Source organism: Noviherbaspirillum galbum (genome assembly GCF_010974945.1).
In the GTDB taxonomy this organism is placed as follows: domain Bacteria; phylum Pseudomonadota; class Gammaproteobacteria; order Burkholderiales; family Burkholderiaceae_D; genus Noviherbaspirillum; species Noviherbaspirillum galbum.
Window position 1 is genome coordinate 18,636 of the sequence record NZ_JAAIVB010000037.1, and the last position, 24,255, is coordinate 42,890.

19 protein-coding genes are annotated in these 24,255 nt (G+C 64.7%); 10 read left to right on the plus strand and 9 right to left on the minus strand.

All coding sequences use genetic code 11. The features are described from left to right. Positions 1-91: 91 nt before the first annotated feature. The 3 genes from G3574_RS10645 to G3574_RS10655 all read right to left on the minus strand — a co-directional run bounded on the left by G3574_RS10645 (position 92) and on the right by G3574_RS10655 (position 3,385). Complete coding sequence (locus tag G3574_RS10645; RefSeq protein ID WP_163962860.1) at positions 92-352, minus strand: hypothetical protein; 261 nt, start codon at positions 350-352, stop codon at positions 92-94. Between the two features lie 27 nt (positions 353-379). Continuing rightward, positions 380-1,876 carry a DUF4331 domain-containing protein gene (locus G3574_RS10650; RefSeq protein ID WP_163962862.1) on the minus strand — a complete coding sequence of 499 codons (1,497 nt, stop codon included), beginning with the start codon at positions 1,874-1,876 and terminating at the stop codon, positions 380-382. Positions 1,877-2,050: 174 nt separating this feature from the next. Continuing rightward, positions 2,051-3,385 carry a dicarboxylate/amino acid:cation symporter gene (locus tag G3574_RS10655; protein ID WP_163962864.1) on the minus strand — a complete coding sequence of 445 codons (1,335 nt, stop codon included), beginning with the start codon at positions 3,383-3,385 and terminating at the stop codon, positions 2,051-2,053. Positions 3,386-3,749: 364 nt separating this feature from the next. Between G3574_RS10655 and G3574_RS10660 the strand changes: the two genes are divergently transcribed. From G3574_RS10660 to G3574_RS10670, 3 genes are all read left to right on the plus strand, one after another. After that, the gene (locus G3574_RS10660; RefSeq protein ID WP_163962865.1) at positions 3,750-4,829 is read left to right on the plus strand and encodes a TRAP transporter substrate-binding protein; all 1,080 of its coding nucleotides are present in this window, start codon (positions 3,750-3,752) and stop codon (positions 4,827-4,829) included. A 245-nt stretch (positions 4,830-5,074) separates the two neighbouring features. Next, complete coding sequence (locus tag G3574_RS10665) at positions 5,075-6,154, plus strand: TRAP transporter substrate-binding protein (RefSeq protein WP_163962866.1); 1,080 nt, start codon at positions 5,075-5,077, stop codon at positions 6,152-6,154. Positions 6,155-6,397: 243 nt separating this feature from the next. Beyond that, complete coding sequence (locus G3574_RS10670; RefSeq protein WP_163962867.1) at positions 6,398-7,477, plus strand: TRAP transporter substrate-binding protein; 1,080 nt, start codon at positions 6,398-6,400, stop codon at positions 7,475-7,477. Positions 7,478-7,632: 155 nt separating this feature from the next. Here the strand turns inward: G3574_RS10670 and G3574_RS10675 are convergent, their stop codons facing one another. The 3 genes from G3574_RS10675 to argH form a co-directional block, all read right to left on the minus strand. Further along, positions 7,633-9,321: a TRAP transporter large permease gene (locus G3574_RS10675; protein WP_163962868.1), complete on the minus strand. Its 1,689-nt coding sequence runs from the start codon at positions 9,319-9,321 to the stop codon at positions 7,633-7,635. A gap of 18 nt (positions 9,322-9,339) precedes the next feature. After that, the gene (locus tag G3574_RS10680) at positions 9,340-9,924 is read right to left on the minus strand and encodes a TRAP transporter small permease subunit (RefSeq protein ID WP_163962869.1); all 585 of its coding nucleotides are present in this window, start codon (positions 9,922-9,924) and stop codon (positions 9,340-9,342) included. 408 nt (positions 9,925-10,332) lie between these two features. Further along, positions 10,333-11,727 (minus strand): argininosuccinate lyase, encoded by a 1,395-nt coding sequence (gene argH / locus G3574_RS10685; protein WP_163962871.1) that lies wholly within the window; start codon positions 11,725-11,727, stop codon positions 10,333-10,335. 61 nt (positions 11,728-11,788) lie between these two features. Here argH and G3574_RS10690 point away from each other — a divergent pair, with 61 nt between their 5' ends. Beyond that, a complete protein-coding gene (locus G3574_RS10690) occupies positions 11,789-12,847 on the plus strand; it encodes a sensor histidine kinase (RefSeq protein ID WP_205609735.1) in 1,059 nt (352 codons plus the stop codon). Continuing rightward, positions 12,844-13,638, plus strand: a complete 795-nt coding sequence (locus G3574_RS10695; protein ID WP_163962872.1) for a LytR/AlgR family response regulator transcription factor — start codon at positions 12,844-12,846, stop codon at positions 13,636-13,638. The genes G3574_RS10690 and G3574_RS10695 overlap by 4 nt, the downstream gene beginning before the upstream one ends. 779 nt (positions 13,639-14,417) lie before the next feature. Here G3574_RS10695 and G3574_RS10700 read toward each other — a convergent pair. Both G3574_RS10700 and ppc read right to left on the minus strand, forming a co-directional pair. Then, entirely contained in the window at positions 14,418-15,335 is a 918-nt protein-coding gene (locus G3574_RS10700; RefSeq protein WP_163962873.1) for a dienelactone hydrolase family protein, read from the minus strand. Between the two features lie 7 nt (positions 15,336-15,342). Next, on the minus strand, positions 15,343-18,258 hold the full coding sequence (gene ppc, locus G3574_RS10705) for a phosphoenolpyruvate carboxylase (protein WP_163962874.1): 2,916 nt from the start codon (positions 18,256-18,258) through the stop codon (positions 15,343-15,345). A 210-nt stretch (positions 18,259-18,468) separates the two neighbouring features. Here ppc and hemC point away from each other — a divergent pair, with 210 nt between their 5' ends. The 5 genes from hemC (at position 18,469) to ppa (ending at position 23,298) form a co-directional block, all read left to right on the plus strand. Beyond that, positions 18,469-19,416, plus strand: coding sequence for a hydroxymethylbilane synthase (gene hemC / locus G3574_RS10710; protein WP_163962875.1), 948 nt, complete (start codon positions 18,469-18,471; stop codon positions 19,414-19,416). Between the two features lie 19 nt (positions 19,417-19,435). Continuing rightward, positions 19,436-20,230 (plus strand): uroporphyrinogen-III synthase, encoded by a 795-nt coding sequence (locus tag G3574_RS10715; protein ID WP_163962876.1) that lies wholly within the window; start codon positions 19,436-19,438, stop codon positions 20,228-20,230. Next, positions 20,227-21,417 (plus strand): uroporphyrinogen-III C-methyltransferase, encoded by a 1,191-nt coding sequence (locus tag G3574_RS10720; RefSeq protein ID WP_163962877.1) that lies wholly within the window; start codon positions 20,227-20,229, stop codon positions 21,415-21,417. The genes G3574_RS10715 and G3574_RS10720 overlap by 4 nt, the downstream gene beginning before the upstream one ends. Beyond that, positions 21,417-22,613, plus strand: coding sequence for a heme biosynthesis protein HemY (locus tag G3574_RS10725; protein ID WP_163962878.1), 1,197 nt, complete (start codon positions 21,417-21,419; stop codon positions 22,611-22,613). Before G3574_RS10720 ends, G3574_RS10725 begins: the two co-directional genes overlap by 1 nt. 145 nt (positions 22,614-22,758) lie before the next feature. Beyond that, on the plus strand, positions 22,759-23,298 hold the full coding sequence (ppa, locus tag G3574_RS10730) for an inorganic diphosphatase (RefSeq protein ID WP_163962879.1): 540 nt from the start codon (positions 22,759-22,761) through the stop codon (positions 23,296-23,298). Between the two features lie 59 nt (positions 23,299-23,357). On the opposite strand, the gene G3574_RS10735 is transcribed toward ppa, so the two are convergent. Then, positions 23,358-24,242, minus strand: coding sequence for an EamA family transporter (locus G3574_RS10735; protein ID WP_163962880.1), 885 nt, complete (start codon positions 24,240-24,242; stop codon positions 23,358-23,360). Between the last annotated feature and the right edge of the window lie 13 nt (positions 24,243-24,255).

Consider the following 24,255-nt stretch of genomic DNA (forward strand, 5'->3'; position numbering starts at 1 on the left):
TACAGGCTTGGCTCTGTCCATCCCCGCCAGCAGTTGTCATCCCCGCTTGCGCGGGAACGACAGCGTCAGGCGGGAATCCCAACGGAAGAACTCAACTCACCGGCACCGGCTCCAGGTCATCCGGCATGCTCGCCGGATTCGCATCCAGCGCCATCGGCTCCGCGCTGTCCGACGAGCTCGACACCAGCTGCGCCACGCTCTTCGTGTACACATCCATGGGCGCGTTCGCCGCGCCGCCGCTCGTTGCCGCGTCGGGCAGGCCCGTCGCCACGCTCGACGAACCGCCGCCGCATCCCGCCAGCGCCAGCCCCATGCCGGCGGCCATCACCGCCATCCACTGCTTGCTTGTCATGATCATCTCCTAGTCGATGGCGTTAGCTCAATGCTTGACCGAACCGGCCAGCGGTGCCTTCACGTACGGGAAGGCATTATCGAACATGCTGCTGTCGACGTAAGCGCCATCGGTGAAGTCGATGTCGCCGGCGGGCGCATCGGCCGGCGCGCAGCCGATGTTGAGCTTGCACAGGCGTCCCATGACCACGCGCAGCGCGATGTCCACCACGTCGTCGCCCGGACGGCGGCCGTTGGGGAAGCCCGCGGCATCGCCGCCGATCACGCCGAGCCGGTTCTGGGTGGCTGCCACCGGCGTCGAGGTGTTCAGGCGCAGCATCTCGGACGCGACCACGTTGGCCGGCTGGTTGACGCCCTTCACGCCGGTGAGGAAGGCTGCCACCAGGTCATTGCGCGGATAATTCGTCGGCGCCTTCACGCCGGCGCTGCTGAACAGCGTCTGCACCAGCAGCGGCAGGGTGGGGTTGGTGACATAGTCGGCGAACTGGCCGTCGCCGCTGGGCTTGCTGGCGTTGAACTGGTCCTTGTCCTTCAGGCCGATCACGACTTCATTCACCAGCGGCATGCCGAGGCGCGACACCTGGGTCCATGCGCCGCCTTCCTTCGAGGCGCCGCCGTTCGAGGGCGACGGATTCAGCAGCCGGCCCTGGCGCAGGCTGGCGGTGGTCCATCCGCCGATCACCGGCTCGGTGCTGGTCGCAAGGCAGCTGACAGGCACCTCCATCGCGATCGAGGTGACGTTGTACTTGGCCAGGGAATCGGTGGCGGCGCGTTCCGCGTTCGGATCGAAGGCGGTGGCGGGAGCCTTGATGTTGATCAAATCGAAGGTCTCGCCAAGGTTGACCACGAAGGGATCCTTGCGCTGTCCGACGAAGACGCGTCCGGTGCCCTGGCAGCCGGGAATATTGACCTCGTAGATGTGCTTGTTCGCATATGAGGCGTAGTCGGAAATCGACTTGTTGCCGATGTTGTCGAGCGGCTTGTCGAAGCTGGTGCCGCCGCCGCTGGCGTTGGTCACCGGCTGGCGGCTGCCGGCGCGGCGGTCGCCGCGCACGACGTTGATGCTGTAGGTTTCGCGCACGTTGGCCGCGGCGGAATTCACCGAATTGATGTCGGACGCGCCGTTGATGATGAGCGGAATCGAGACCTGCTTGCCGTTGACGTTGAGCTTGGTGTCCTTGTTCTGGTAATTGAAGCGGAACTGGAAGGTGAGGTCTTCCTTGGCGTCGCCGTTGTTGTCGATGTGGATCTCGTAGAGCGCATCCGGATCCATCGCATAGTAGTTGGGCCCGCCGCCCGGTTCCTGCAGCGGGATGTAGTTGGCAATGAGGGTGACGTAACCCGAGCGGCCGCTCTCGTAGCTGCGGAACATGTAGAAGTCCGTGGCGTCGGTCTTGGGCTGGCGCGTGACGTAGGGTGCTTCGCGGTGGCTGGATGCCTGCGCGGGAAGGGTGAACGCGCCTGCGATCGCGCCGGCGATGAGGCTCAGGCCGAGGGCATGCTTGCTGATTGTCTTGTTCAACATGTCTGTGTCTCCTGCAAAAGGTTGGGCATGGGCGGTGCTGCCAACCGATATACGCAGGCCGCGCGGACGCGGATTCAAGATTTTCAAGCGGCGTCGCGCCGGACACGAAAAGCGTCCGGCCATGAAAAAAGCCCTCGCTCGGCGAGGGCTTCCTGGAAGGGCAGGGAAGGGCGGTCAGGCGACCCGCTTGACCGAGTCCATGTGCGCCTCGTTCTGGTCGAGCACCGCTTCGGGATCTTCCGCTTCGAGCGGGGTTTCGTTGTTGAGATGCTGGTGCAGGCGCTCCATGTCGACTTCGCGGTTCCATTTGCCGACCACGATCGTCGCCACGCCGTTGCCGATCAAGTTGGTCAGCGCCCGGGCTTCCGACATGAAGCGGTCGATGCCGAGGATGAGCGCCAGGCCGGCGACCGGCACGCCGCCCACGGCGGACAGGGTGGCGGCCAGCACGATGAAGCCGCTGCCGGTGACGCCGGCGGCGCCCTTGGACGTCAGCAGCAGCACCGCGAGCAGGGTCAGCTGCTGGGTGATGGTCATGGGCGTGTCGGTCGCCTGGGCGATGAAGACCGCGGCCATGGTCAGGTAGATCGAGGTGCCGTCGAGGTTGAAGGAATAGCCGGTCGGAATCACGAGACCGACGACGTTCTTCTTCACGCCGAGGTTCTCCATCTTCGCCATCATGCGCGGCAGCACGGATTCGGAAGACGAGGTGCCGAGAACGATGAGCAGTTCTTCCTTGATGTACTTCACGAACTTCCAGATGCTGAAGCCATGCACGCGGGCGATGATGCCGAGCACGACGAAGATGAAGACCAGGCAGGTCAGGTAGAAGGTGCCCATCAGCTTGCCGAGGGACAGGAGGCTGCCAACGCCGTACTTGCCGATGGTGAAGGCCATCGCGCCGAAGGCGCCGATCGGCGCGGCTTTCATGATGATGCCGACGATGCCGAACAGCACGTGCGACATTTTCTCGATGAAGTCGAACACCAGCGTGCCGCGGCCGCCGAACTTTTGCAGCGCAAAGCCGAACAGCACCGAGAACAGCAGCACCTGCAGGATGTCGCCCTTCGCGAAGGCGTCGATCGCGCTGCTCGGGATGATGTTCAGGATGAAATCGGTGGTCGATGCCATCTTGCCGGGGCCGGTGTAGGCGGCGATGCCCTTGGTATCGAGGGATGCAGGGTTGACGTGCATGCCGGTGCCGGGTTGCACCACGTTGACGATGACCAGGCCGACGATCAGGGCGATGGTGCTCACCACTTCGAAGTAGAGAAGCGCGAGGCCGCCGGTCTTGCCCACCTTCTTCATGTCTTCCATGCCGGCAATGCCGATGACCACTGTGCAGAAGATGATCGGCGCGATGATCATCTTGATGAGCTTGACGAAGCCATCGCCCAGCGGCTTCATGTCGGCGCCCACGCTGGGATAGAAGTGGCCCAGCAATACGCCGATCACGATCGCGGTGATCACCTGGAAGTACAGCGACTTGTATAAGGGTTTGCGTTCCATGACGGTTCCCGAGGAGAATATGATGATTGGACAATCTAAGCCTGGGCGCATTCTGGCCTTGCCGGCCCCGTGCTGCAATTGTGGACATCCACACGCCACGTCCAGGTCCCTTGCGGGCATCCGCCATCACCCCTGCCACGATCCGCCCCTGCGCGATGCATGGGAAGCATCGTGCAGGGGCCGGCGGCCAGCCCGTCATTCCTACGTGTTTCTACCTAAGCACTGCCACGGGAGCCCGGGTTTTATGTTGCCACCGATGCCATATGCCACCTAGAATTTTCGCATTGCCGGCGTCGTGCCCCATCCCGCTAAAAACAACGATGTCGTCATGTTTTCACCACAAAGCCATCCAAAAGGAGACTACATGGAACGTCGTTCGTTCTTGAAGAAAGCGGCCGCAGGCGCATCCGCCGGCGCGATCGCCGCACCCGCGCTTGCGCAGACCCAACCCACCATCAACTGGCGCCTCGCCTCGAGCTTCCCGAAGTCGCTCGACACCATCTACGGCGCCGCGGAGACCTTCTCCAAGCGCGTGTCGCAATTGACGAGCGGCAAGTTCAATATCCGCGTGTTCGCCGGCGGCGAGATCGTCCCGGCATTGCAGGTGATGGATGCGGTGCAGGCAGGCACGGTGGAAATGGGGCACAGCGCTTCCTACTACTACTTCGGCAAGGATCCGACCTTCGCCTTCGACGGCGTCGTTCCCTTCGGCCTCAACTCCCGCCAGCAGACCGCGTGGTGGGACCAGGGCGGCGGCAAGGCACTGACCCGCGAATTCTTCAAGGACTACGGCATCATCAACTTCATGGGCGGCAATACCGGCGCGCAGATGGGTGGCTGGTTCCGCAAGGAAGTGAAGACGGTGCAGGACCTGAACGGCCTGAAGATGCGCATCGGCGGCTTCGCAGGACGCGTGATGCAGAAGCTGGGCCTGGTGCCGCAGCAGATTGCCGGCGGCGACATTTATCCCGCGCTGGAAAAGGGCACCATCGACGCGGCGGAGTGGATCGGTCCGTATGACGACGAGAAGCTCGGTTTCAACAAGGTCGCGCCGTTCTACTACACCCCGGGCTGGTGGGAAGCCGGCCTGCAAGTGTCCTTCTACATCGGCATCAAGGAATGGGAAAAGCTGCCCAAGGAATACCAGGCCGCGATCGAGGCTGCCTCGTATGAATCCCACGTGGTGATGCAGGCCGAGTACGATGCCCGCAACCCCGCGGCGCTGGCCCGCCTCTTGAAGAACGGCGTCAAGCTGCGTTCCTTCTCCAAGGAAATCATGGAAGCCTGCTACAAGGCGGCCAATGAAGTTATGGATGAGGAAGCGGCGAAGAACGCCAAGTTCAAGAAGATCTATGAACCCTGGAAGCGCTTCCGCCAGGACCAGAACCAGTGGTTCTCGGTTGCCGAGGTGCCGCTGCAAAACTTCATGGTCACCCACAAGTAATCTTTCGAAGCCCGCGGCCTTTCATCCGCGGGCTTTTTTTACGAGGGATCTGCGAATGTTGACGATGTTTACGATGCGGCGTGCACAAGTCGCCAGTTCTTGTCATAATTCTCGCGCATCAGTTTGCCTCTCGACAAAGCTTCCGCAGAGACGACTAGAACATCGGCACGGCAGGGCCTTTCCTTGCCGCGCAGGATAGACCGGATGCCCAAGTGGCTTGCCCCTCAACAACGACTGGAGACAACATGGAACGTCGTTCCTTCCTAAAGAAAGCCGCTGCCGGCGCAACCGTCGGCGCAGTGGCCGCGCCCGCGCTGGCGCAATCACAGCCCACCATCAACTGGCGCCTCGCCTCTAGCTTCCCCAAATCGCTCGACACCATCTTCGGCGCGGCTGAAACCTTCACCAAGCGCGTGTCGCAGCTGACCGGCGGCAAGTTCAACATCCGCGTTTTTGCCGGCGGCGAGATCGTTCCCGCGCTGCAGGTGATGGACGCGGTGCAGGCCGGCACCGTCGAGATGGGCCACAGCGCTGCCTACTACTACTTCGGCAAGGACCCGACCTTCGCCTTCGATTGCGCCGTTCCCTTCGGCCTCAATTCCCGCCAGCAGACGGCATGGTTCGACCAGGGCGGCGGCCGCGACCTGCTGCGTGCGTTCTACAAGGACTACGGCATCATCAACTTCCTCGGCGGGAACACCGGCACGCAGATGGGCGGCTGGTTCCGCAAGGAGATCAATACCGTCAAGGACCTGCAGGGCCTGAAGATGCGCATCAGCGCCTTCGCGGGCAAGGTCCTTCAGCCCCTGGGCGTGGTGCCTCAGCAGCTGGCCGGCGGCGACGTGTACCCCGCGCTGGAAAAGGGTACCATCGACGCGGCGGAGTGGGTCGGTCCGTATGACGACGAAAAGCTCGGCTTCTTCAAGGTTGCTCCCTACTATTATTCGCCGGGCTGGTGGGAAGCCGGTCCGCAGCTGTCGTTCTACGTCGGCATCAAGGAATGGGAAAAACTTCCCAAGGAATACCAGGCTGCGGTCGAGGCGGCTTCTTACGAGGCGCACGTCGTGATGCAGGCCGAGTACGATGCCCGCAATCCCGCCGCGCTGGCCCGCCTGATCAAGAACGGCGTCAAGCTGCGTTTCTTCTCCAAGGAAATTATGGAGGCGAGCCACAAGTCCGCCGTGACCACCATGGACGAAGAAGCGTCGAAGAACGCCAAGTTCAAGAAGATCTATGATCCCTGGAAGCGCTTCCTGCAAGACCAGAACCAGTGGTTCTCGGTGGCAGAGGCGCCGCTGCAGAACTTCATGGTGACGCACAAGTAAGACCTCTCGCGCCGTCCCGGGCCAACTCGCCCGGGACGGCGCGCTCGCTACGTCGTTTTTCTTACACCTTCCTTTCGCGCGACGAAATTCTTCCGGATTTCGCGTCGGGCTTCCTTTTCTGCAACGCATCATGTGAATGTGTTGCCTGTTTTCCATTTGCTCTCCTACAATCAGCGACACCTTGCGACGCCAGTATTCCGGCGCACAAGCCCGGGTCTATGAGCCGTATAACAGGGAGACAACATGGAACGCCGTTCCTTCATCAAGAAAGCAGCCGCGGGTGCTTCAGCGGGCGCAATCGCCGCACCCGCTTTCGCGCAATCCCAACCCACCATCAACTGGCGCCTTGCCTCGAGCTTCCCCAAGTCGCTCGACACCATCTTCGGCGCCGCGGAGACCTTCTCCAAGGCCGTGTCGCAGATGACAGGCGGCAAGTTCAACATCCGCGTTTTCGCCGGAGGCGAGATCGTCCCGGCATTGCAGGTGATGGATGCGGTGCAGGCAGGTACGGTGGAAATGGGCCATAGCGCTTCCTACTATTACTTCGGCAAGGACCCGACCTTTGCCTTCGATTGTGCCGTTCCTTTCGGCCTCAACTCCCGCCAGCAGACCGCGTGGTGGGACCAGGGCGGCGGCCGCGACCTGCTGCGTTCCTTTTTCAAGGACTACGGCATCGTCAACTTCCTCGGCGGGAATACCGGAACCCAGATGGGCGGCTGGTTCCGCAAGGAAGTGAAGACGGTGCAGGACCTGAACGGCCTGAAGATGCGCATCGGCGGCTTCGCAGGACGCGTGATGCAGAAGCTGGGCCTGGTGCCGCAGCAGATTGCCGGCGGCGACATTTATCCCGCGCTGGAAAAGGGCACCATCGATGCGGCGGAGTGGGTCGGTCCGTATGACGACGAGAAGCTCGGATTCTTCAAGGTTGCTCCTTACTACTACACCCCGGGCTGGTGGGAAGCCGGTCCGCAGTTGTCGTTCTATGTCGGCGTCAAGGAATGGGAAAAGCTGCCCAAGGAATACCAGGCCGCGGTGGAAGCGGCTTCCTACCAGGCGCATGTGGTGATGCAGGCCGAGTACGATGCCCGCAATCCCGCTGCGCTGGCGCGCCTCTTGAAGAACGGCGTCAAGCTGCAGTCCTTCTCTCGGGAGATCATGGAAGCCTGCTACAAGGCGGCTAACGAGGTCATGGACGAAGAAGCATCGAAGAACGCCAAGTTCAAGAAGATCTACGAGCCCTGGAAGCGTTTCCGCCAGGATGAGAACCAGTGGTTCTCGGTTGCCGAGGCGCCCCTGCAGAACTTCATGATCACGCATAAATGATCTGACGCGCCCAGCCACGAACGCTGTCCATCCAACCCCGCTCGCTCCGGCCAGCGGGGTTTTTTTCGTCCGTTCGCTTCAGACCGCCTTGATCACTGCAGACAAGAAAAAACCCCGCTGGCCGGAGCGAGCGGGGTTGGTGAACCTTGCCTTGCTTACTTCTTGTCCGTATCGGTCGAGAAGTTCAGTTGCGGTGCGGCGTTGTCTTCCTTCTTGTCGCCGTCGGTCGAGAAGTTGAGCTGCGGGGACTCGTTGCTGCTGCCCTGGTCCGTCGGCACGTCGATCTTCAGCTCGATCTGTTCCTTCATGTCCGTCTTTTCGGCAACCGTCACGATGCTTGGGAAGAGGATGATCATGGCGACCATGATTACCTGGATCAGCACGAAAGGCACTGCGCCCCAGTAGATGTCCGAGGTCTTGACTTCCTTCGGCGCCACCGAGCGCAGGTAAAACAGCGCGAAGCCGAAGGGTGGGTGCATGAAGGAGGTCTGCATGTTCACGCCGAGCAGCACGCCGAACCAGATCAGGTCAATGCCCAGCTTTTCCGCCACCGGGCCGACCAGCGGCACCAGGATGAAGGCCAGTTCGAAGAAGTCGAGGAAGAAGGCCAGGCCGAAGAACAGCAGGTTCACCACGATCAGGAAGCCGGTGGTGCCGCCGGGCAGCGAGGTCAGCAGGTGCTCGACCCACAGGTCGCCGTTCACGCCGCGGAACACCAGGCCGAACACGCTCGAGCCGATCAGGATGAACACCACGAAGCAGGAGAGGCGGGTGGTGGAATCCATCGCCTGCTTGAGCAGCGAGAACGACAGGCGGCGATTCATCAGGGCCAGCACCAGCGCGCCGAACGCGCCCATGCCGCCGCCTTCGGTCGGCGTGGCGATGCCGACGAAGATCGTGCCCAGCACCAGGAAGATCAGCGCCAGCGGCGGAATCAGCACGAACACCACTTTTTCTGCCATGCGGGAAAGCAGGCCGAGTTTCAGCTTGCGGTTGATCACTGCGGCGATGAACGCGCCCACGATGGCGACGCCAGCGGAGTAGATGCCGACTTCATCCTCGGCAGCCTTCGGATGCCCTGCGCTGTACCAGGATGCAAACGCAAAAGCGACGCCCGTTGCCGCAACGACCAGTGCGAGCAGCGAAACGACGCCGCTGCGACCATTCGGCTCACGCAGGTTACGTGCCTCGGGCGGCAGGGCGGGAACGTGGGCAGGGCGGAAAATCGAGATGGCCAGCACATAGGCCGCGTACATCGCGGTCAGCAGCAGGCCGGGAGTGAAGGCTGCCTTGTACATGTCGCCGACGGAGCGGCCGAGCTGGTCGGCCATCACGATCAGCACCAGCGACGGCGGGATGATCTGAGCCAGCGTTCCGGAAGCGGCGATTACGCCGGATGCCAGTTTCTTGTCATAGCCGTAGCGCAGCATGACGGGCAGGGAGATCAGGCCCATGGAAATCACCGAGGCCGCGACGACGCCGGTGGTGGCAGCCAGCAGCGCGCCGACGAAGATCACCGCGTAGGCGACGCCGCCCCGGACCGGGCCGAACAGCTGGCCGATGGTGTCGAGCAGGTCCTCCGCCATCCCCGACCTTTCCAGGATGAGACCCATGAAGGTGAAGAAGGGAATGGCCAGCAGCGTATCGTTGGCCATGATGCCGAACAGGCGGTTGGGCAGCGCCTGCAGCAGCTCGGGCTTCAGCAGGCCGAGCTCGATCCCGAGGAAGCCGAAGAACAGGCCGTTGGCGGCCAGGGCGAAGGCGACCGGAAAGCCCGATAGCAGGAACAGGATGAGGGCGCCGAACATGACTGGCGCCATGTTGGCAATGAGGAATTGGTCCATGTAAAGGTCTCCCGGCGATCAGTTGATCTTGTTGGCGGCTTTGATCGCCTCGATTTCTTCTTCTGGCGTGGTACTGTGCTTCTCGAAGGCGCTTGCGTCGACCACGCCCTTGAGGTAGCCGATGCGCTTGATGAATTCAGAGATTCCCTGCAGCGTCAGCAGGAAGAAGCCGACCGGAATCAGCAGTTTCGCGGGCCAGACGATCAGGCCGCCGGCGTTGCTCGACATTTCCTGGTTCTGGATCGACAGCAGGGCGTAGGGAACGGAGTAGTACAGGATGATCAGCGCCATCGGCAGCAGGAAGACGAGGAAGCCGAGGACGTCGATGATGACCTGGGTGCGCTTGGAGAAGCGGCCGGCGATCACGTCGATGCGGACGTGCTCGTTGCGCCGCAGGGTGTAGGAAGTCGCGAGAAGGAAAATTGCGGAGAAGAGGTACCACTGGATCTCGAGCCAGGCATTCGAGCTGGTGTTGAAGGTATAGCGGACAAGCGCGTTGCCGGTACAGATGAATACCGAGAGCAGCAGGGCCCAGCTGACGGCATTGCCGACTTTCTCATTGAGCAGGTCAATGAGCCTCGATAACGAGAGCAGAAAAGACATGGTGTGTCTCCATTAACAAAAATCCTCGAATCCGGCTGCACTGGTAGTGCAAGCGGTCCGGCGCGATACGTGGCCGCGCCTTGAATACCATTTTCTTGCGTGTTTCGACAAGCGTCTGCCCGGTTGGTCCACCGGTCCGGGGCAGTATATGTCATTTAATCTTGCCGACGAACAAATTGCCGTGCAATGTCGGCAATTTCCATCATGTGCGGCATCGTACGATTTTTTTCGGGCAGTGCGAAGAGGTAAGAGCGCGTACGTGAAACTACGCAAGAGGCATGGCGCCGGAGCGAACTCGCCGGGCGCTGGGATGAAATGAAGAATGCCCGGCGATCATAACCGATCGGCGGGCATTCGGCCGGCGTTGCGATGGCGGCCGCGCCAGATGCAGGCGCGGCAGGATGTGCTTCAGCCAAGCAGGGCGCGCACCCGGGCAATGGCGGCGCGGACCTGTTGCGGCGCCGTGCCGCCGACATGGTTGCGCGCCGCGACCGAGCCTTCCAGGGTCAGCACGTCGAACACGTCGGCGTCGATCAGCGCCGAGAAGACCTTCAGTTCCCCGAGCGACAGGTCGCTCAGGTCGCACTGGCGGTCGACGCAGGTGCGTACCGCATGCGCCACGGCTTCATGCGCATCGCGGAACGGCAGGCCCTTCTTGACGAGGTAGTCCGCCAGGTCGGTCGCGGTGGCATAGCCCTGCAGCGCGGCCGCCCGCATGGATTCCGGCTTGACCGAGATGCCGCGCGCCATGTCGGCGAAGATGCGCAGGGTGTCGGTCACGGTGTCGACGGTGTCGAACAGCGGTTCCTTGTCTTCCTGGTTGTCCTTGTTATAGGCCAGCGGCTGGCCTTTCATCAGGGTCAGCAGGCCGATCAGGTGGCCGTTCACGCGGCCCGTCTTGCCGCGCGCAAGCTCGGGCACGTCCGGATTCTTCTTCTGCGGCATGATCGACGAGCCGGTGCAGAAGCGGTCGGCGATGTCGATGAAGCCGACGCGCGGGCTCATCCAGATGACGAGTTCCTCGGACATGCGCGACACGTGCGTCATGACGAGGGCGGCGGCGGCGCAGAATTCGATGGCGAAGTCGCGGTCGGACACGGCGTCCAGGGAATTGTGGCAGACGTCCTCGAAGCCGAGCGTGCGCGCCACGCGCTCGCGGTCGATCGGGAAGGTGGTGCCGGCCAGCGCGGCGGCGCCCAGCGGCAGGCGGTTGACGCGGCGCCGGCAGTCCGCCATGCGCTCGGCGTCGCGACCGAACATTTCGACGTAGGCCAGCATGTGGTGGCCGAAGGTGATGGGCTGCGCCACCTGCATGTGGGTGAATCCGGGGAGGATGGTGTCGGCATGCTGTTCCGCCAGGTCCACCAGCGCCAGGCGGAGTTCGCGCAGCAGGCCGAGGATGTCGTCGATGGCGGCGCGCATGTAGAGGCGGATGTCGGTCGCCACCTGGTCGTTGCGCGAGCGGCCGGTATGCAGGCGCTTGCCGGCGTCGCCGACGAGCTCGGTGAGCCGCTTCTCGATGTTCAGGTGGACGTCTTCCAGGTCGAGCAGCCATTCGAACTTGCCGGCGGCGATCTCGGACTGGATCTGCGCCATGCCGCGCTGGATGTCGGCATGGTCCTGGGCGGGAATGATGCCCTGGTGGGCAAGCATCTCGGCGTGGGCGAGCGAGCCTTGTATGTCGGCGTCGGCGAGGCGCTTGTCGAAAAAGACCGATGCGGTGTAGCGCTTCACCAGATCGGAAACGGGTTCGGAGAAACGGGCCGACCAGGCCTCGCTTTTTTTGGAAAGTTGTGCTGTCATAATTGTGTTCCGGGAATTTTGTTCCGGCGAATCCCCGATTATAAAACAAGCCACTTCCCTCATGCCGCTTTCCAGCACGTCCCGCGTCGTTCCGGCTCCGCTCGTGATCCCCGACTGTTGCAATATCGGCGTGGTGCTGCGCACGGTGATCGCCTTGAATGCCGCGTCGCTCGTCGCCAGCCTCGTGCAGGCGCCGGACCTGCGGGCGGGCTGCCTGGCCTTCTTCGACTCCTCGCTGCTGATCGAACTGGCCTGCCTGTGGTCGCTGTTCCTGCTGTGCGCCCTGCGCCGCGGCCTGCAGCGGCGGCCGGTGCCGCCTGCCTTCCCGGTCCAGCGTGCCTTGTGCGTGATCGTTCCCGCCGCCGTGACCGCGGCGCTGGCCGCCGGCCTGGCCGGCACCTCGTGGCTGTACAGCAACGATCGCTGGCATACGGTCTTGGGCGCCACCCTGGCCGCCGCGCTTGCCGGCATGGCCGCCCAGCATTACTTCGAACTCCGCGCACGGGCCTATTCCCCGACCCTGGTTGAAGCCCGGCTCCAGGCGCTCCAGGCCCGCATCCGTCCGCATTTCCTGTTCAACAGCCTGAACGCGGTGCTGTCGCTGATCCGCAACGAACCGAGGCGGGCCGAAAGCGCCCTCGAGGATCTCGCCGAGCTGTTCCGCGTCCTGATGAGCGATCCGCGCTCGATGACCACGCTGGACGAAGAACTGCGCCTGTGCCGCCAGTATCTGTCGATCGAGCAGATCCGCCTCGGCGCCCGCATGCGCGTCGAATGGGACATGGGCGAGGCCGACGACGCATTCCTGAGCCAGGTCAGGGTGCCGGTGCTGCTGATCCAGCCCTTGCTCGAGAACGCGGTGCATTACGGCGTGGAGCCGGCGGTCGAGCCGGTCACGGTGCGCATCCAGGTCGGCCGCGCCGGCGACCGCTTGCAGGTGCTGGTGCTCAATCCCTATCATGGCGAGCATGCCGGTCCCGCCGGCAACCAGATCGCGCTGCGCAACATCCGCGAACGGCTGGAGCTGTTGTACGATCTGGAGGCGGAACTGAAAACCGCCGTGAACCAGGATTGCTTCGAAGCGCGCCTGCGACTTCCTTATGCAAAGGGCATGGCATGAACCCACGCTTGTTGATCGTTGATGACGAAACCCCGGCACGTGACCGGCTGCGCATGCTGCTGGCCGACATCGCCGAGGACTGCCCGCATACCATCGTCGGCGAAGCCGGCAGCGCCCGCGACGCGCTCGATACCATCATGGAGCATCGTCCCGACATCGTGCTGCTCGACGTGCAGATGCCCGGCATGACCGGCATCGAACTCGCGTCTCACCTGATGAAGCTGAAGGACTGGACGCCCTCCGTCATCTTCATCACCGCCTTCGAGGAATTCGCGCTGAAGGCCTTCGAGGTGCACGCGGTCGATTACCTGCTCAAGCCGGTGCGCGCCGCCCGCCTCGCCGACGCCATCCGGCGCGCAACCGCCGCGCGCCTGCAATCCAGCGACCCCCGTACCGCCCTGGCCGCGGCGATCGGTTCCCTGCACGCCAAGCGCCGGCATTTTTCGGTGCAGGAACGCGGCAAGGTCATCCTCGTGCCCATCATCGACGTCATCTACCTCAAGGCCGAACTCAAGTACGTCACGGTCCGCACCCGAGAGCGGGAATACCTCATCGAGGAATCGCTCACCTCCATCGAGGAGGAGTTCGAGGATATCTTCGTGCGCGTGCACCGGAGTACGCTGGTGGCGCGCAATGCCATCGTGGGAGTGGAACGCGCGGCCCAGCCTGCCGAGGGGGAGGAGGGGGAGAAGGCGCAGGAGTCGTGGCAGGTGGTGATGCGGGATGTGGGGGAGAGGTTGCCGATTTCGCGGCGGCAGTGGGGGGCGGTTAAGGCGTTGATCAAGCCTTGATCGGGGAGGTTTTTCCCGTGAACGCCGGGGGGCGTTTTTACTCTGGTGAAGCGGGTGGGGTTCCCGCTCCGTGGGGGCTTGCCGGGACTGGCTCCGGCACTACCATACCCGCGCCCTGACTACCAAGCTCCCTCCCTCTCAAGCGCACCCACCGTCGACTCCCTCCCTTTCAAGGGGAGGGTTGGGGTGGGGATGGGTTTCCAGTGCGAGCAAAGAACAGCATTGACCTCACCAGCGAAATAAATACTGTTCTCTGCATGCGACCGAACCCCATCCCCACCCTAGCCCTCCACCTCGGCGGCCCCCCTTGAAAGGGAGGGAACAATCCGGAGGGTGCTTGAAAGGCAGTAGGTATTGGCATGATCGCGGATTCTTGCTCCCCGACGTCGGGACAGACTCGAGCCATGCCGATGCGGCAGGAGGTCGAACCACCATCTGCCTCCCAGGTACTTACTCAGGCAGGGAACGGAATCACCCTGAACAATCGAACAAGGTCACCCGAAGTGACTCCCACATGGGTGTTGAAGCAGCTTTCTTTGGGTACTTTCGTAGGGCCCGCCTATGGTCTGCTGATAAAGAAAGTACCTGGGCCGCCGGGACCAGCCCCGGCAACTCCCCACGGAGTGGGAACCCCAACCGGTTCACCGGAGAGAAAACCAAAACCGCAATGGGATCGCCGCCTTCGCGGGGATGACAGCGCGTTGTGGGGATGACAGAGCCAGGCGCAGATACCAACGCGCGGCCCAAATGAAAACCGCGTTAATGAACACCGCAGCCATTCACCTCCCGCCCTCCAACTCCTCCCCCAGAAACCGAAACACCTCCCCATAAGCCGCCTCCCGAGCCTCGGGATTGCTCCCCACCGTCACCCCCGCCCCCGGATTCACGCCATTAGGCACATCCCGTCTCACCCGCAGCGCCTGGCCCGGCGCATCGAAATCATGATACGCATCCGCATACATCCTCAAGATAAACCGCCGTCCATCCGCGGCCGCCTGCTCGGCAAGCGCGGCGCAGGGCGCAGCCGGCGTCCAGTCATCCTTTTCCCCGATCAGCAGCAGCAAGGGGACGTCGTTGCGGAACCGGACCCTGGCCTTGGCGAAGGCGGCGCAACCGGGATAGAACGCCACCGCGACGCGCGGACGGAGCGCCTGGCCGGCAACGTCGCGATTGCTGGCATTGATGGAGGAGAGGACCGCCGAGCCGCCGTGGGACCAGCCGAGCAAGGCGATGCGCGTGGCATCGACGTCCGGCTGCGCGGCGAGCCAGGCGAGCGCGCCCTGGACGTCGCCGCGGCGATTGGCGTTGTTGATGGTGCGCTGGCCGTTCTTCTGCGTGCATATGCTGCGCACGCCGCGCGGGCTCAGGCTGTCGGGAAAGAGCACGTGGTAGCCAGCGTCGTGCAGCAGGCCGGCCATCGCGGCGTGGCGGGCGTTGAAATGGTTCGTCCTGCCGGCCTGGCCGCTGTACAGCCCGCCGCAGCCGTGCAGGGCGATGACGGCGGGCCGTTTTCCCGCCGGACCGCCGGCCGCGGGCAGCCACCATCCGAACAAGGGCACCGGCCCGGCGCCATCCATGCTGGCAAAATCCACGCGGGCGCTGCCGGGATAGGCGGCCAGCTGGTCCTGCGCGCCGGCCGCGGCCGCCATGCTCAACGCAAGCAGCGCCGCCAAGGCCTTGGTCGTTGCCGTCGCCATGGCGAGCTCAGCCGGTGTTGCGCAGGCCGGCAGCGATGCCGTTGATGGAGAGATGGATGCCGCGCCGGACCCGCTCGTCAAGGCTGCGTCCTTCGGCGGCGGCGGCGCGATGGCGCTTGATCAGTTCCACCTGGAGGTGGTTGAGAGGGTCGAGGTAGGCGAAGCGGTTCTTGATCGAGCGCGCCAGCAGCGGGTTGCCGGCCAGCCTTTCGCGGGCGCCGGTGATCAGGCCGACGCATTCCACCGCGCGCCCATGCTCGTCGACGATGCGCTTGAAGATGGCGTTGCGCAGCCGCTTGTCGGCGACCAGTTCGGCGTAGCGCGAGGCGACGGCGAGGTCGGTCTTGGCCAGCACCATGTCCATGTTCGACAGGAGCGTAGCGAAGAAGGGCCATTCCTTGTGCATCGCACGCAGCATGCCGAGGCGCTTCTTCTGTTCCTTGGCGTCGCCCGCTTCGTCGAGCCAGGACAGGACCGCGCTGCCGAAGCCGTACCAGCCGGGAAGCAGCAGGCGGCACTGGCCCCAGGAAAAGCCCCAGGGGATGGCGCGCAGGTCTTCGATGCGCCGGCTCGCCTTGCGCGAGGCGGGACGCGAGCCGATGTTGAGCTCGGCGATTTCCGCGATCGGCGTGGCGGCGAAGAAGTAGTCGGTGAAGCCGGGCGTGTCGTAGACGAGATGGCGGTAGGCGCGGTAGGCGCGCTCGGACAGCTCTTCCATGACCTTCTCGAAGCCGGCAATGCGCTTCGCCTGCCGGCCCTCGCCGCCGTGCGGCGCGAGGCTGGCCTCGAGCGTGGCGGCAACGAGCAGTTCGAGGTTGCGACGGCCGATTTCCGGGTTGGAGAATTTCGACGCGATGATCTCGCCCTGTTCGGTGAGGCGGATCTGGCCGTTCACCGTGCCCGCCGGCTGGGCGAGGATGGCTTCGTAGCTCGGGCCGCCGCCGCGGCCGACGGTGCCGCCCCGGCCATGGAACAGGCGCAGCTTGACCTGCATGCGGTCGAACAGGTCGACCAGCCTCAGTTCCGCCTTGTACAGTTCCCAGTTCGAAGTCAGGAAGCCGCCATCCTTGTTGGAATCGGAATAGCCGAGCATTACTTCCTGCAGGTCGCCCTGGCGCCGGATCAGCTCGCGCACGGCGGGCAGGGACATGAACCGTTCCATGATATCGGCCGCGCAGCGCAGGTCGGGGATGGTTTCGAACAGGGGGATGACCATCAGCTCCATGGTGGCAGCCATGCCATCGGCGCCATCATTGCCGTCGTTGCCGCGGTCGAGGCGCATGAGCCCGGTTTCCTTTTGCAGCAGCAGCACCTCGAGCAGGTCGGACACCGTCTCGGTGTGCGAGATGATGTAGTTGCGGATCGCGCGCGCGCCGTAGCGCTGGCGGATGTCATGCGCGGCGCGCAGGATGGCGAGTTCGGAATCGGTTTCCGCCGTATAGGAGATGTAGGGCGAGAACAGCAGGCGCGGGCGGGCAACCTCGGCCAGTAGCAGTTCCACCTTCGCCTCCTCGCTCAGGGCGGCGTAGTCGCGCTCGACGTCAGCGCGGCGGAAGAGTTCGGTGATCACCCGCTCGTGCACGTCGGAACTCTGGCGCATGTCGAGGGTGGCGAGGTGGAAGCCGAAGATCTCCGAGGCGCGCTTCAAGGCCGCGAGGCGCGGCTTGACCAGCGCGGCGGCGTGGTGCGCGGCGAGCGAATCGGCGATGGTCTGCAGGTCGCGGGTAAATTCCGCGGCATCCTCGTAGGGCGCGGCCGCGCCGACTTCCTGGCGCAAGACGTGGGCGGTGCCTAGCGTGCGCGCGGTGGCCGCCAGCCTCGCGTACAGGCCGATGAGGGCGCGCCGGTAGGGTTCGTCGGAACGATGTCCCGAGCGGTCGGGCGAGGCATCGGCCAGCGCCTGCACTTCGGGGTTCACGGCGACCAGCAGGGTGGAAATCGACAGCTCCGCGCCGAGGGTGTGCACCTCGTCGAGATAAAAGTCGAAGATCGCGGTGGAATGGCGCATCAGCGCGTGCTGCATGGTATCGGCATTGACGTTCGGATTGCCGTCGCGGTCCCCGCCGATCCAGCTTCCCATCTGCAGGAAAGTCGGCATCTCTGCTTCCGCCATGGCCTGGCGCGGATAATGGGCTGCGATTTCCGACTGGATGTCGTCGTAGAGCGCGGGCAGTTCGCGCAGGAAGGTGATGCGGTAGTAGGACAGGGCGTTCTCGATTTCATCCGCCACCGTCAACTTTGAATAGCGCAGCATGCGCGTCTGCCACAGCGTGGTGACGCAGGCGTGGAGCAGGGCGGTGTTGCGCGCCAGTTCGCGGTGGGTAAGGGGCAGGTCGCGTTCTGCCAGCAGGCGGGCGATCTCGCGCTCGGCGTCGAGGATGCTCTTGCGCTGCACTTCCGTCGGGTGGGCGGTGAGCACCGGGGAAATCAGGGCGTCCTTGAAGAACTGCCGTACCGCGCCGCCGGAGACGCCCGCTTCGTCGAGACGCGACAGGGCGAAGGCAATGCTGCCCCGCTGCGGCGCCGAGCCGGCCAAGAGGTGGGCGCGGCGGCGGCGGTTGTGATGCTGGTCCTCGGCGATGTTTGCCAGGTGCGAGAAATACGAGAAGGCGCGCACCACCGCGTTGGTCTGGTCGCGGGTCAGCTTCTTGAGCAGCTTGTTCAGTTCGGCGCCGGACTGGGCGTCCGATTCGCGCCGGAAGCGCACTGCGGTCTGGCGGATTGTTTCCACGACCTGGAACACTTCCTCGCCTTCCTGTTCCCGCAGGACATGGCCGAGCAGCCGGCCGAGCAGGCGGATGTCTTCCTTCAGAGGCGCGTCCTTGTCGCCGGTGCGGGCAACGGCGCGTTCGGAAACCGGCGTGGCGGCGGTTGATGCCGGGGCGGAGGAGGCAGGCTGCGTTTTCTTGGTTTGTGTGGCCATGTTGAAAGTGTGAAATCAGTCGTGTAACAGGCAGGAAATCGTTGGCGGCACGAGAGGTGGCATGAGCGGCGGCAAGAGCAGTGTCGCCGATCCGGGGCCATGGCGCATGATAGAATCGGCGTCCCGAATCTGCCGGCCCGGCGCCATCCGGCGCGACGTGGCCGGACATGCCGAACCACCCCGAACCATCCCGAATCCTGAAAGCCAGTCGTGAACGCTTCTCCCCCGTCCAAGCTCGTCATCGCCTCGCGCGAAAGCCGCCTTGCCATGTGGCAGGCGGAACATGTGCGCGCCCGGCTCGCCGCATTATATCCGCAGTGCAGCATCGAAATACTCGGAATGACTACGCAAGGCGACCGCATCCTCGACCGTGCCTTGTCCAAGGTCGGCGGCAAGGGCCTGTTCGTCAAGGAACTCGAGGTGGCGATGACCGAACGCCGCGCGGACCTGGCGGTGCATTCGCTTAAGGACGTGCCGATGGAACTGCCCGAGGGTTTCGCGCTGGCCGCGGTGCTGGAGCGCGAGGACCCGCGCGATGCCTTCGTCTCCAACGACTACGCCTCGCTCGATGACCTGCCCGAGGGCGCGGTGGTCGGCACCAGCAGCCTGCGCCGCCAGGCGCTGATCGCCGCCCGCTATCCCGGCCTGGTGATCCGCCCGCTGCGCGGCAATCTCGACACTCGCCTGGGCAAGCTGGACCGCGGCGAGTACGCCGCCATCATCCTGGCGGCCGCGGGATTGAAGCGGCTCGGCCTGCCGCAGCGCATCCGCGGCTTCATCGAACCCGAGCAGAGCCTGCCCGCGCCGGGACAGGGCGCGATGGCGATCGAGATCCTCGATGGCCGTGACGACCTGATGGCGCTGCTGGCCCCGCTCAACCACGCGGCGACCGAGCAGGCGGTCCGCGCCGAACGCACCGTGTCGCGCGTGTTCGGCGGCAGCTGCCAGATTCCGCTGGCGGCGTTCGCCAGCGTCGACGGCGACGCCATGCGCCTGCGCGCCATGGTGGCCACGCCCGACGGCAAGCGCATCGCCCAGGGCGAAGCCAGCGGTCCCGCGCTCGAGCCTGAAGCGCTCGGCACCCGGATCGCCGAGGCGCTCAAGTCGCAAGGCGCGGACGCGATCCTGGCCGCCTGCAAGGCGATGGACGCCGGCTGACCAACCCGCTTTCCCGCGCATGGCAAATTCCGGATCCCCGCCGGTCATCATCACCCGGCCGCTGGCCCAAGCCGAGGCGCTGGCCGGGCGCGTGCGCGCCTGCGGACGGATGCCGGTACTCTTTCCCCTGCTCGACATCCAGCCCTTGCCGGACCAGGCTGCCTTGCGCGCCCGCCTGGCGGCGCTGGACCAGTACGCGCTAGCGGTTTTCGTCAGTCCGAACGCCATCGACGCCGCCATCGCCGCCATGCCCGGGTGGCCCGGCGCCATGCCGCGCGGCGTGCCGCTCGCGGTGATGGGCGAGGGCAGCCGTGCCGCGCTCGCCGCCCATGGCATCACGGCGGACGGCTTCACCATCTTCAGCCCGACCGACCGCCAGCGCACCGATTCCGAGACCCTTCTGCCCGAACTCGACCTCCCCGCCTTGCGCGGACGCCGGGTCTTGCTGGTGCGAGGCGAAAGCGGCCGGGAACTGCTGGCCGACGCCTTGCGCGCCGAAGGCATCGAGGTCGAGCCGGTGGCCGCCTACCGCCGCGCGGCGCCGGTGCTGGACGATGCCGGCAAGGCGCTGCTGCGGCGCCTGCTCGACGAGGGCGGGGAATGGGTCATCACCAGCTCGGAAGCCCTGCGCAACCTGCGGGACAGCGTGGTCGACGTGCTGGGCGAAGGCGGCGTGGCGAAAATGCAACGCCAGGCGCTGATCGTGCCCCATGCCCGCATCGCTGACACCGCTCGGGCGCTGGGTTTCACCTCGATCCTCCAGACAGCTTCCGGCGACGAAGGCGTGGTCGCCGCGTTACAATCGCGAGCATGAACGAATTGCCTCCTTTCAACGAATCCGGCCAGCCGACATCTCCGGCGGAGCCGGTCACGACTGCCGCACCGGCCGCACCTCCCGCAGCTTCCCCACCGAAGCGGCGGTTCCCCTCCCTTCAGCCAGGAAGCGGCGGCTATCTTCCCGCCCTGACCGGCTATGCCGCCATCGGCGCCCTCGTGGTCCTGCTGCTGGCCCAGTGGTGGTCCTCCCAGCGCGAGATTGCCGGGTTGCGCGAGGAAATGGCCCAGCGCCTGCGCACCGGGGAATCCGTGAGCGCGGAAATGCGCGGCGTGGTGAAGTCGGTCCAGGACAGCTCCAAGGAATTGCAGGCCAAGGTCAACGTGCTGGAAAGCAAGCAAGCCGAGGCCCAGGGCCAGCAGCTGGCGCTCGAGCAGCTTTACCAGGAACTCGCCAAGAACCGCGACGACTGGGCGCTCGCCGAAATCGAGCAGGTTCTCTCGACCGCGAGCCAGCAGCTCCAGCTTGCCGGCAACGTGCAGGGCGCGTTGATCGCGCTGCAGAACGCCGACAACAAGCTCTCGCATTCCGACAAGCCGCAATTCATCATCATCCGCCGCGCCATCGCCCATGACCTCGACCGCCTGAAGGCCTTGCCCCTGGTCGACCTGACCGGCATCGCCCTGCGCCTCGACAGCGCCATCGGCCAGATCGACCGGATGCCGCTGATGTCCGACGAAAGGCCGGCCGAGGCCGCGACCCAGCCCAAGCCTTCCCGGCGCGGCACCCGCAATGGCGGCCAAGCCGACGCCGACAAGGGCGGCCGCGCATCGGCCGGCATGGAATGGATGGCGAACCTCGAAGACAAGTGGAACAGCTGGACCAGCGAAATGTGGACCGAGGTTCGCCAGCTCATCCGCGTGCGCAACGTCGAGACGCCCGACGCGCTGCTGGTCGCGCCTTCGCAGGCATACTACGCGCGCGAAAACCTCAAGCTGCGGCTGCTCAATGCCCGGCTGGCGCTGCTCACCCGCAACGAGTCCGCCTTCCGCAGCGACCTGATCGCCGCCCAGGACGCCATCGGCAAGTACTTCGATACCCGCGCCAAGCAGACCCAGACGGTGCAGGCGCTGCTGCGCCAGGTCCAGGGCAGCAACCTGTCCATCGAGATGCCGACGCTGTCCGAGAGCCTGAACGCGGTGCGCAACTACAAGGCGAAGCCGTAATGCGAGTCTTCCTGACGCTCGTCATCGTGTTCGCTGCGGCGATCGGCCTGGCGGTCGGCGCCCGCTTCAATCCCGGCAACGTGGTGCTGTTCTATCCGCCTTACCGCATCGACCTGTCGCTGAACCTGTTCCTGCTCTTGCTGCTGGTCCTGTTCGCGGTGATGTTCGCCTTGCTTAATACCGTCCGCAGCGCCCAGCAGATGCCGCAGCGCGTGGCCGCCTATCGCCGGGAACGGCGTGAACGGGAAGGCAACCGCGCCCTGCGCGAGGCCTTGAAGTCCTTGTTCGAGGGCCGTTTCGGCCAGGCCGAGAAGGCGGCCGGCCGCGCGTCGGAGCTGCCCGAGAACGTCGGCCTGGCGGCCCTGATCGGCGCCCGCGCCGCCCACCGCATGGGGCAGCCGGCGAGGCGCGACGTCTGGCTCGCCAAGGCGCAGGAAGAGCCGCCGCTGCGCACGGCGCGCCTGATGACCGCCATCGAGCTCGCGGTTGACGGCCACCAGCCCGAAAGCGCGCTCGATGCCTTGCGCGAACTGAATGCCAGCGGCATCCGCCACATCCACGCCTTGCGGCTGGCGCTCAAGGCCAACCAGCGCGCCAAGGACTGGCCGGAAGTGCTGCGCCTCGTGCGCCTGCTCGACAAGCGCAACGCGCTGCATCCTGCCTTGTCGCGGCGGCTGCGCGAACTCGCCTACGACGACCTGCTCGCGAGCCAGACCCATGATGCGGAATCGATCCGACGCGTCTGGGCGGCGGTGCCGGCGGAAGAGCGGGTCCAGCCCTTCGTGGCATCCCGTGCCGCCCGGGCATTCTCGAGCAGCGGCCTGGTCGACGAGTCGCGGGCGATCGTGGAAAAGGCCCTCGCCACCGAGTGGGACGAGCGCCTGGTGCGGGCATACCGCAATTCCGCTGCCGCGGAAGGCTCGGCGGCGCTGCTGGCGCAGATCGAGCGCTGCGAGGAATGGCTGCAGGCGCGTCCCGGCGATGCCGAGCTGGAACTAACCCTCGGCACCCTCTGCCTGCGGCAGAAGCTCTGGGGCAAGGCCCAGCGCCATCTCGAGCAGGCGCTCCTGGACGCCGACGATACCCAGACCGTCCGGGAAGCGCACCTGAAACTGGCGCAACTGCACGAAGCTTTGAACCAGCCCGAGCAGGCGTCGTCCCACTATCGCATGAGCGCGCTCGCCGAGCTGCTGTGAGCGGCGGCCTCGCAACTTGACTCCCCGCAAGATGGCGCCGTTCCCCCGGTTTCGCCTGGTGTTGCGGCGCACAAGGCGCGCTCAAAAGCCGATATAATCCGCCAAGACTTTTTTCCGATTTATTCATCCTGTCTGAGAGAGCATCATGAGTTTGAGCAATGTGCCCGCCGGCCGCGACGTGCCGAACGATTTCAATGTCATCATCGAGATCCCGATGAATGCCGACCCGATCAAGTATGAAGTGGACAAGGAGACCGGCGCGATCTTCGTCGACCGCTTCATGGGCACGGCGATGCATTACCCCTGCAACTACGGCTATGTTCCTCAGACCATCTCTGACGACGGCGATCCGGTCGACGTGCTGGTCATCACGCCTTTCCCGCTGATTCCCGGCGTGGTGGTGCGCTGCCGCCCGATCGGCGTGCTCAAGATGACCGACGAAGCCGGCGGCGACGCCAAGGTGCTGGCGGTGCCGGTGGACAAGGTGCTGCCCATCTATACGCACTGGCAGAAGCCGGAAGACCTCAACGACCTGCGCCTGCAGCAGATCCAGCATTTCTTCGAACACTACAAGGACCTGGAAAAGGGCAAGTGGGTGAAGATCGAAGGTTGGGGCGGCCCGGAAGACGCACGCCAGGAAATCCTCAACGGCGTCAGCGCCTACAACAAGGCGCACAGCAAGTAAGCCTTCGCGGCGAGGCCTGCAAGCCTGCGAAAAACGCACCCTCGGGTGCGTTTTTCATTTCAGCGCGTGGTTCCCGATGCGAGGCGCATCAGGCGTCCGCCGAACTGGTTCAGCGCCAGTCCCGCCAGGATTAGCGCGCCGGCCGCGAGTTTCCACCACTGCAGCGATTCGCCGAGCGCAAGCGCTGCGCTGATCATGCCGGCGACCGGCACCAGCAGGGTGAAGGGCGCGATGGTGGCGGTCGGGTATTTCCGCATGAGATGGGACCAGACGCCGAAGCCGATAATCGTGGTCGGATAGGCGTTGAAGGCGATTGCGGCCACCGACGTCCAGTCGAGATGGTGGAGCGACGCCACGATCGCATCGGTGCCTTCTATCGCGACGGAAACCGCGAGGATGGGCGGCGCGGCCAGCAGCGAGCCCCACGTTACCACGCCCAGCGCATCCGCCCGGCCCATCTTCTTGGTGAAGATGTTGCCGAGTCCCCAGGAAAAGCCGGCGGCGATCACCATCGCGAAGCCGATCCCCGGACCCTCCGCGCCGAGGAAGGCGGCCACCAGCGCGATGCCGGAAAAGGCGATCAGCGCGCCGGCGATCTGCGGCAGCCCCGGCCGCTCGCCGAGCATCAGGACCGCCAGTCCGATGGTGAAGAAGGCTTGCAGCTGGATGACAAGGGAGGCAAGGCCGGGCGGGAATCCCAGCTTGATGCCGCAGAAAAGCAGGGAGAACTGCACCACGAACTGGAACATCGCATAGCCTGCCAGCAGCCGCCATGGCACCGCGGGGCGCGCCACGAAGAACACGGCGGGCAGGGCGGCGAATACGAAGCGCAGGCTGGTGAAGAACAGGGGCGGCAGGCCTTTCAGGCCAATCTTGATGACCACGAAATTCACGCCCCAGATGATGACGACCGTGAGCGCGGCGAAGATGTCTGCTGGTTTCATGAAGGGGGCTGGG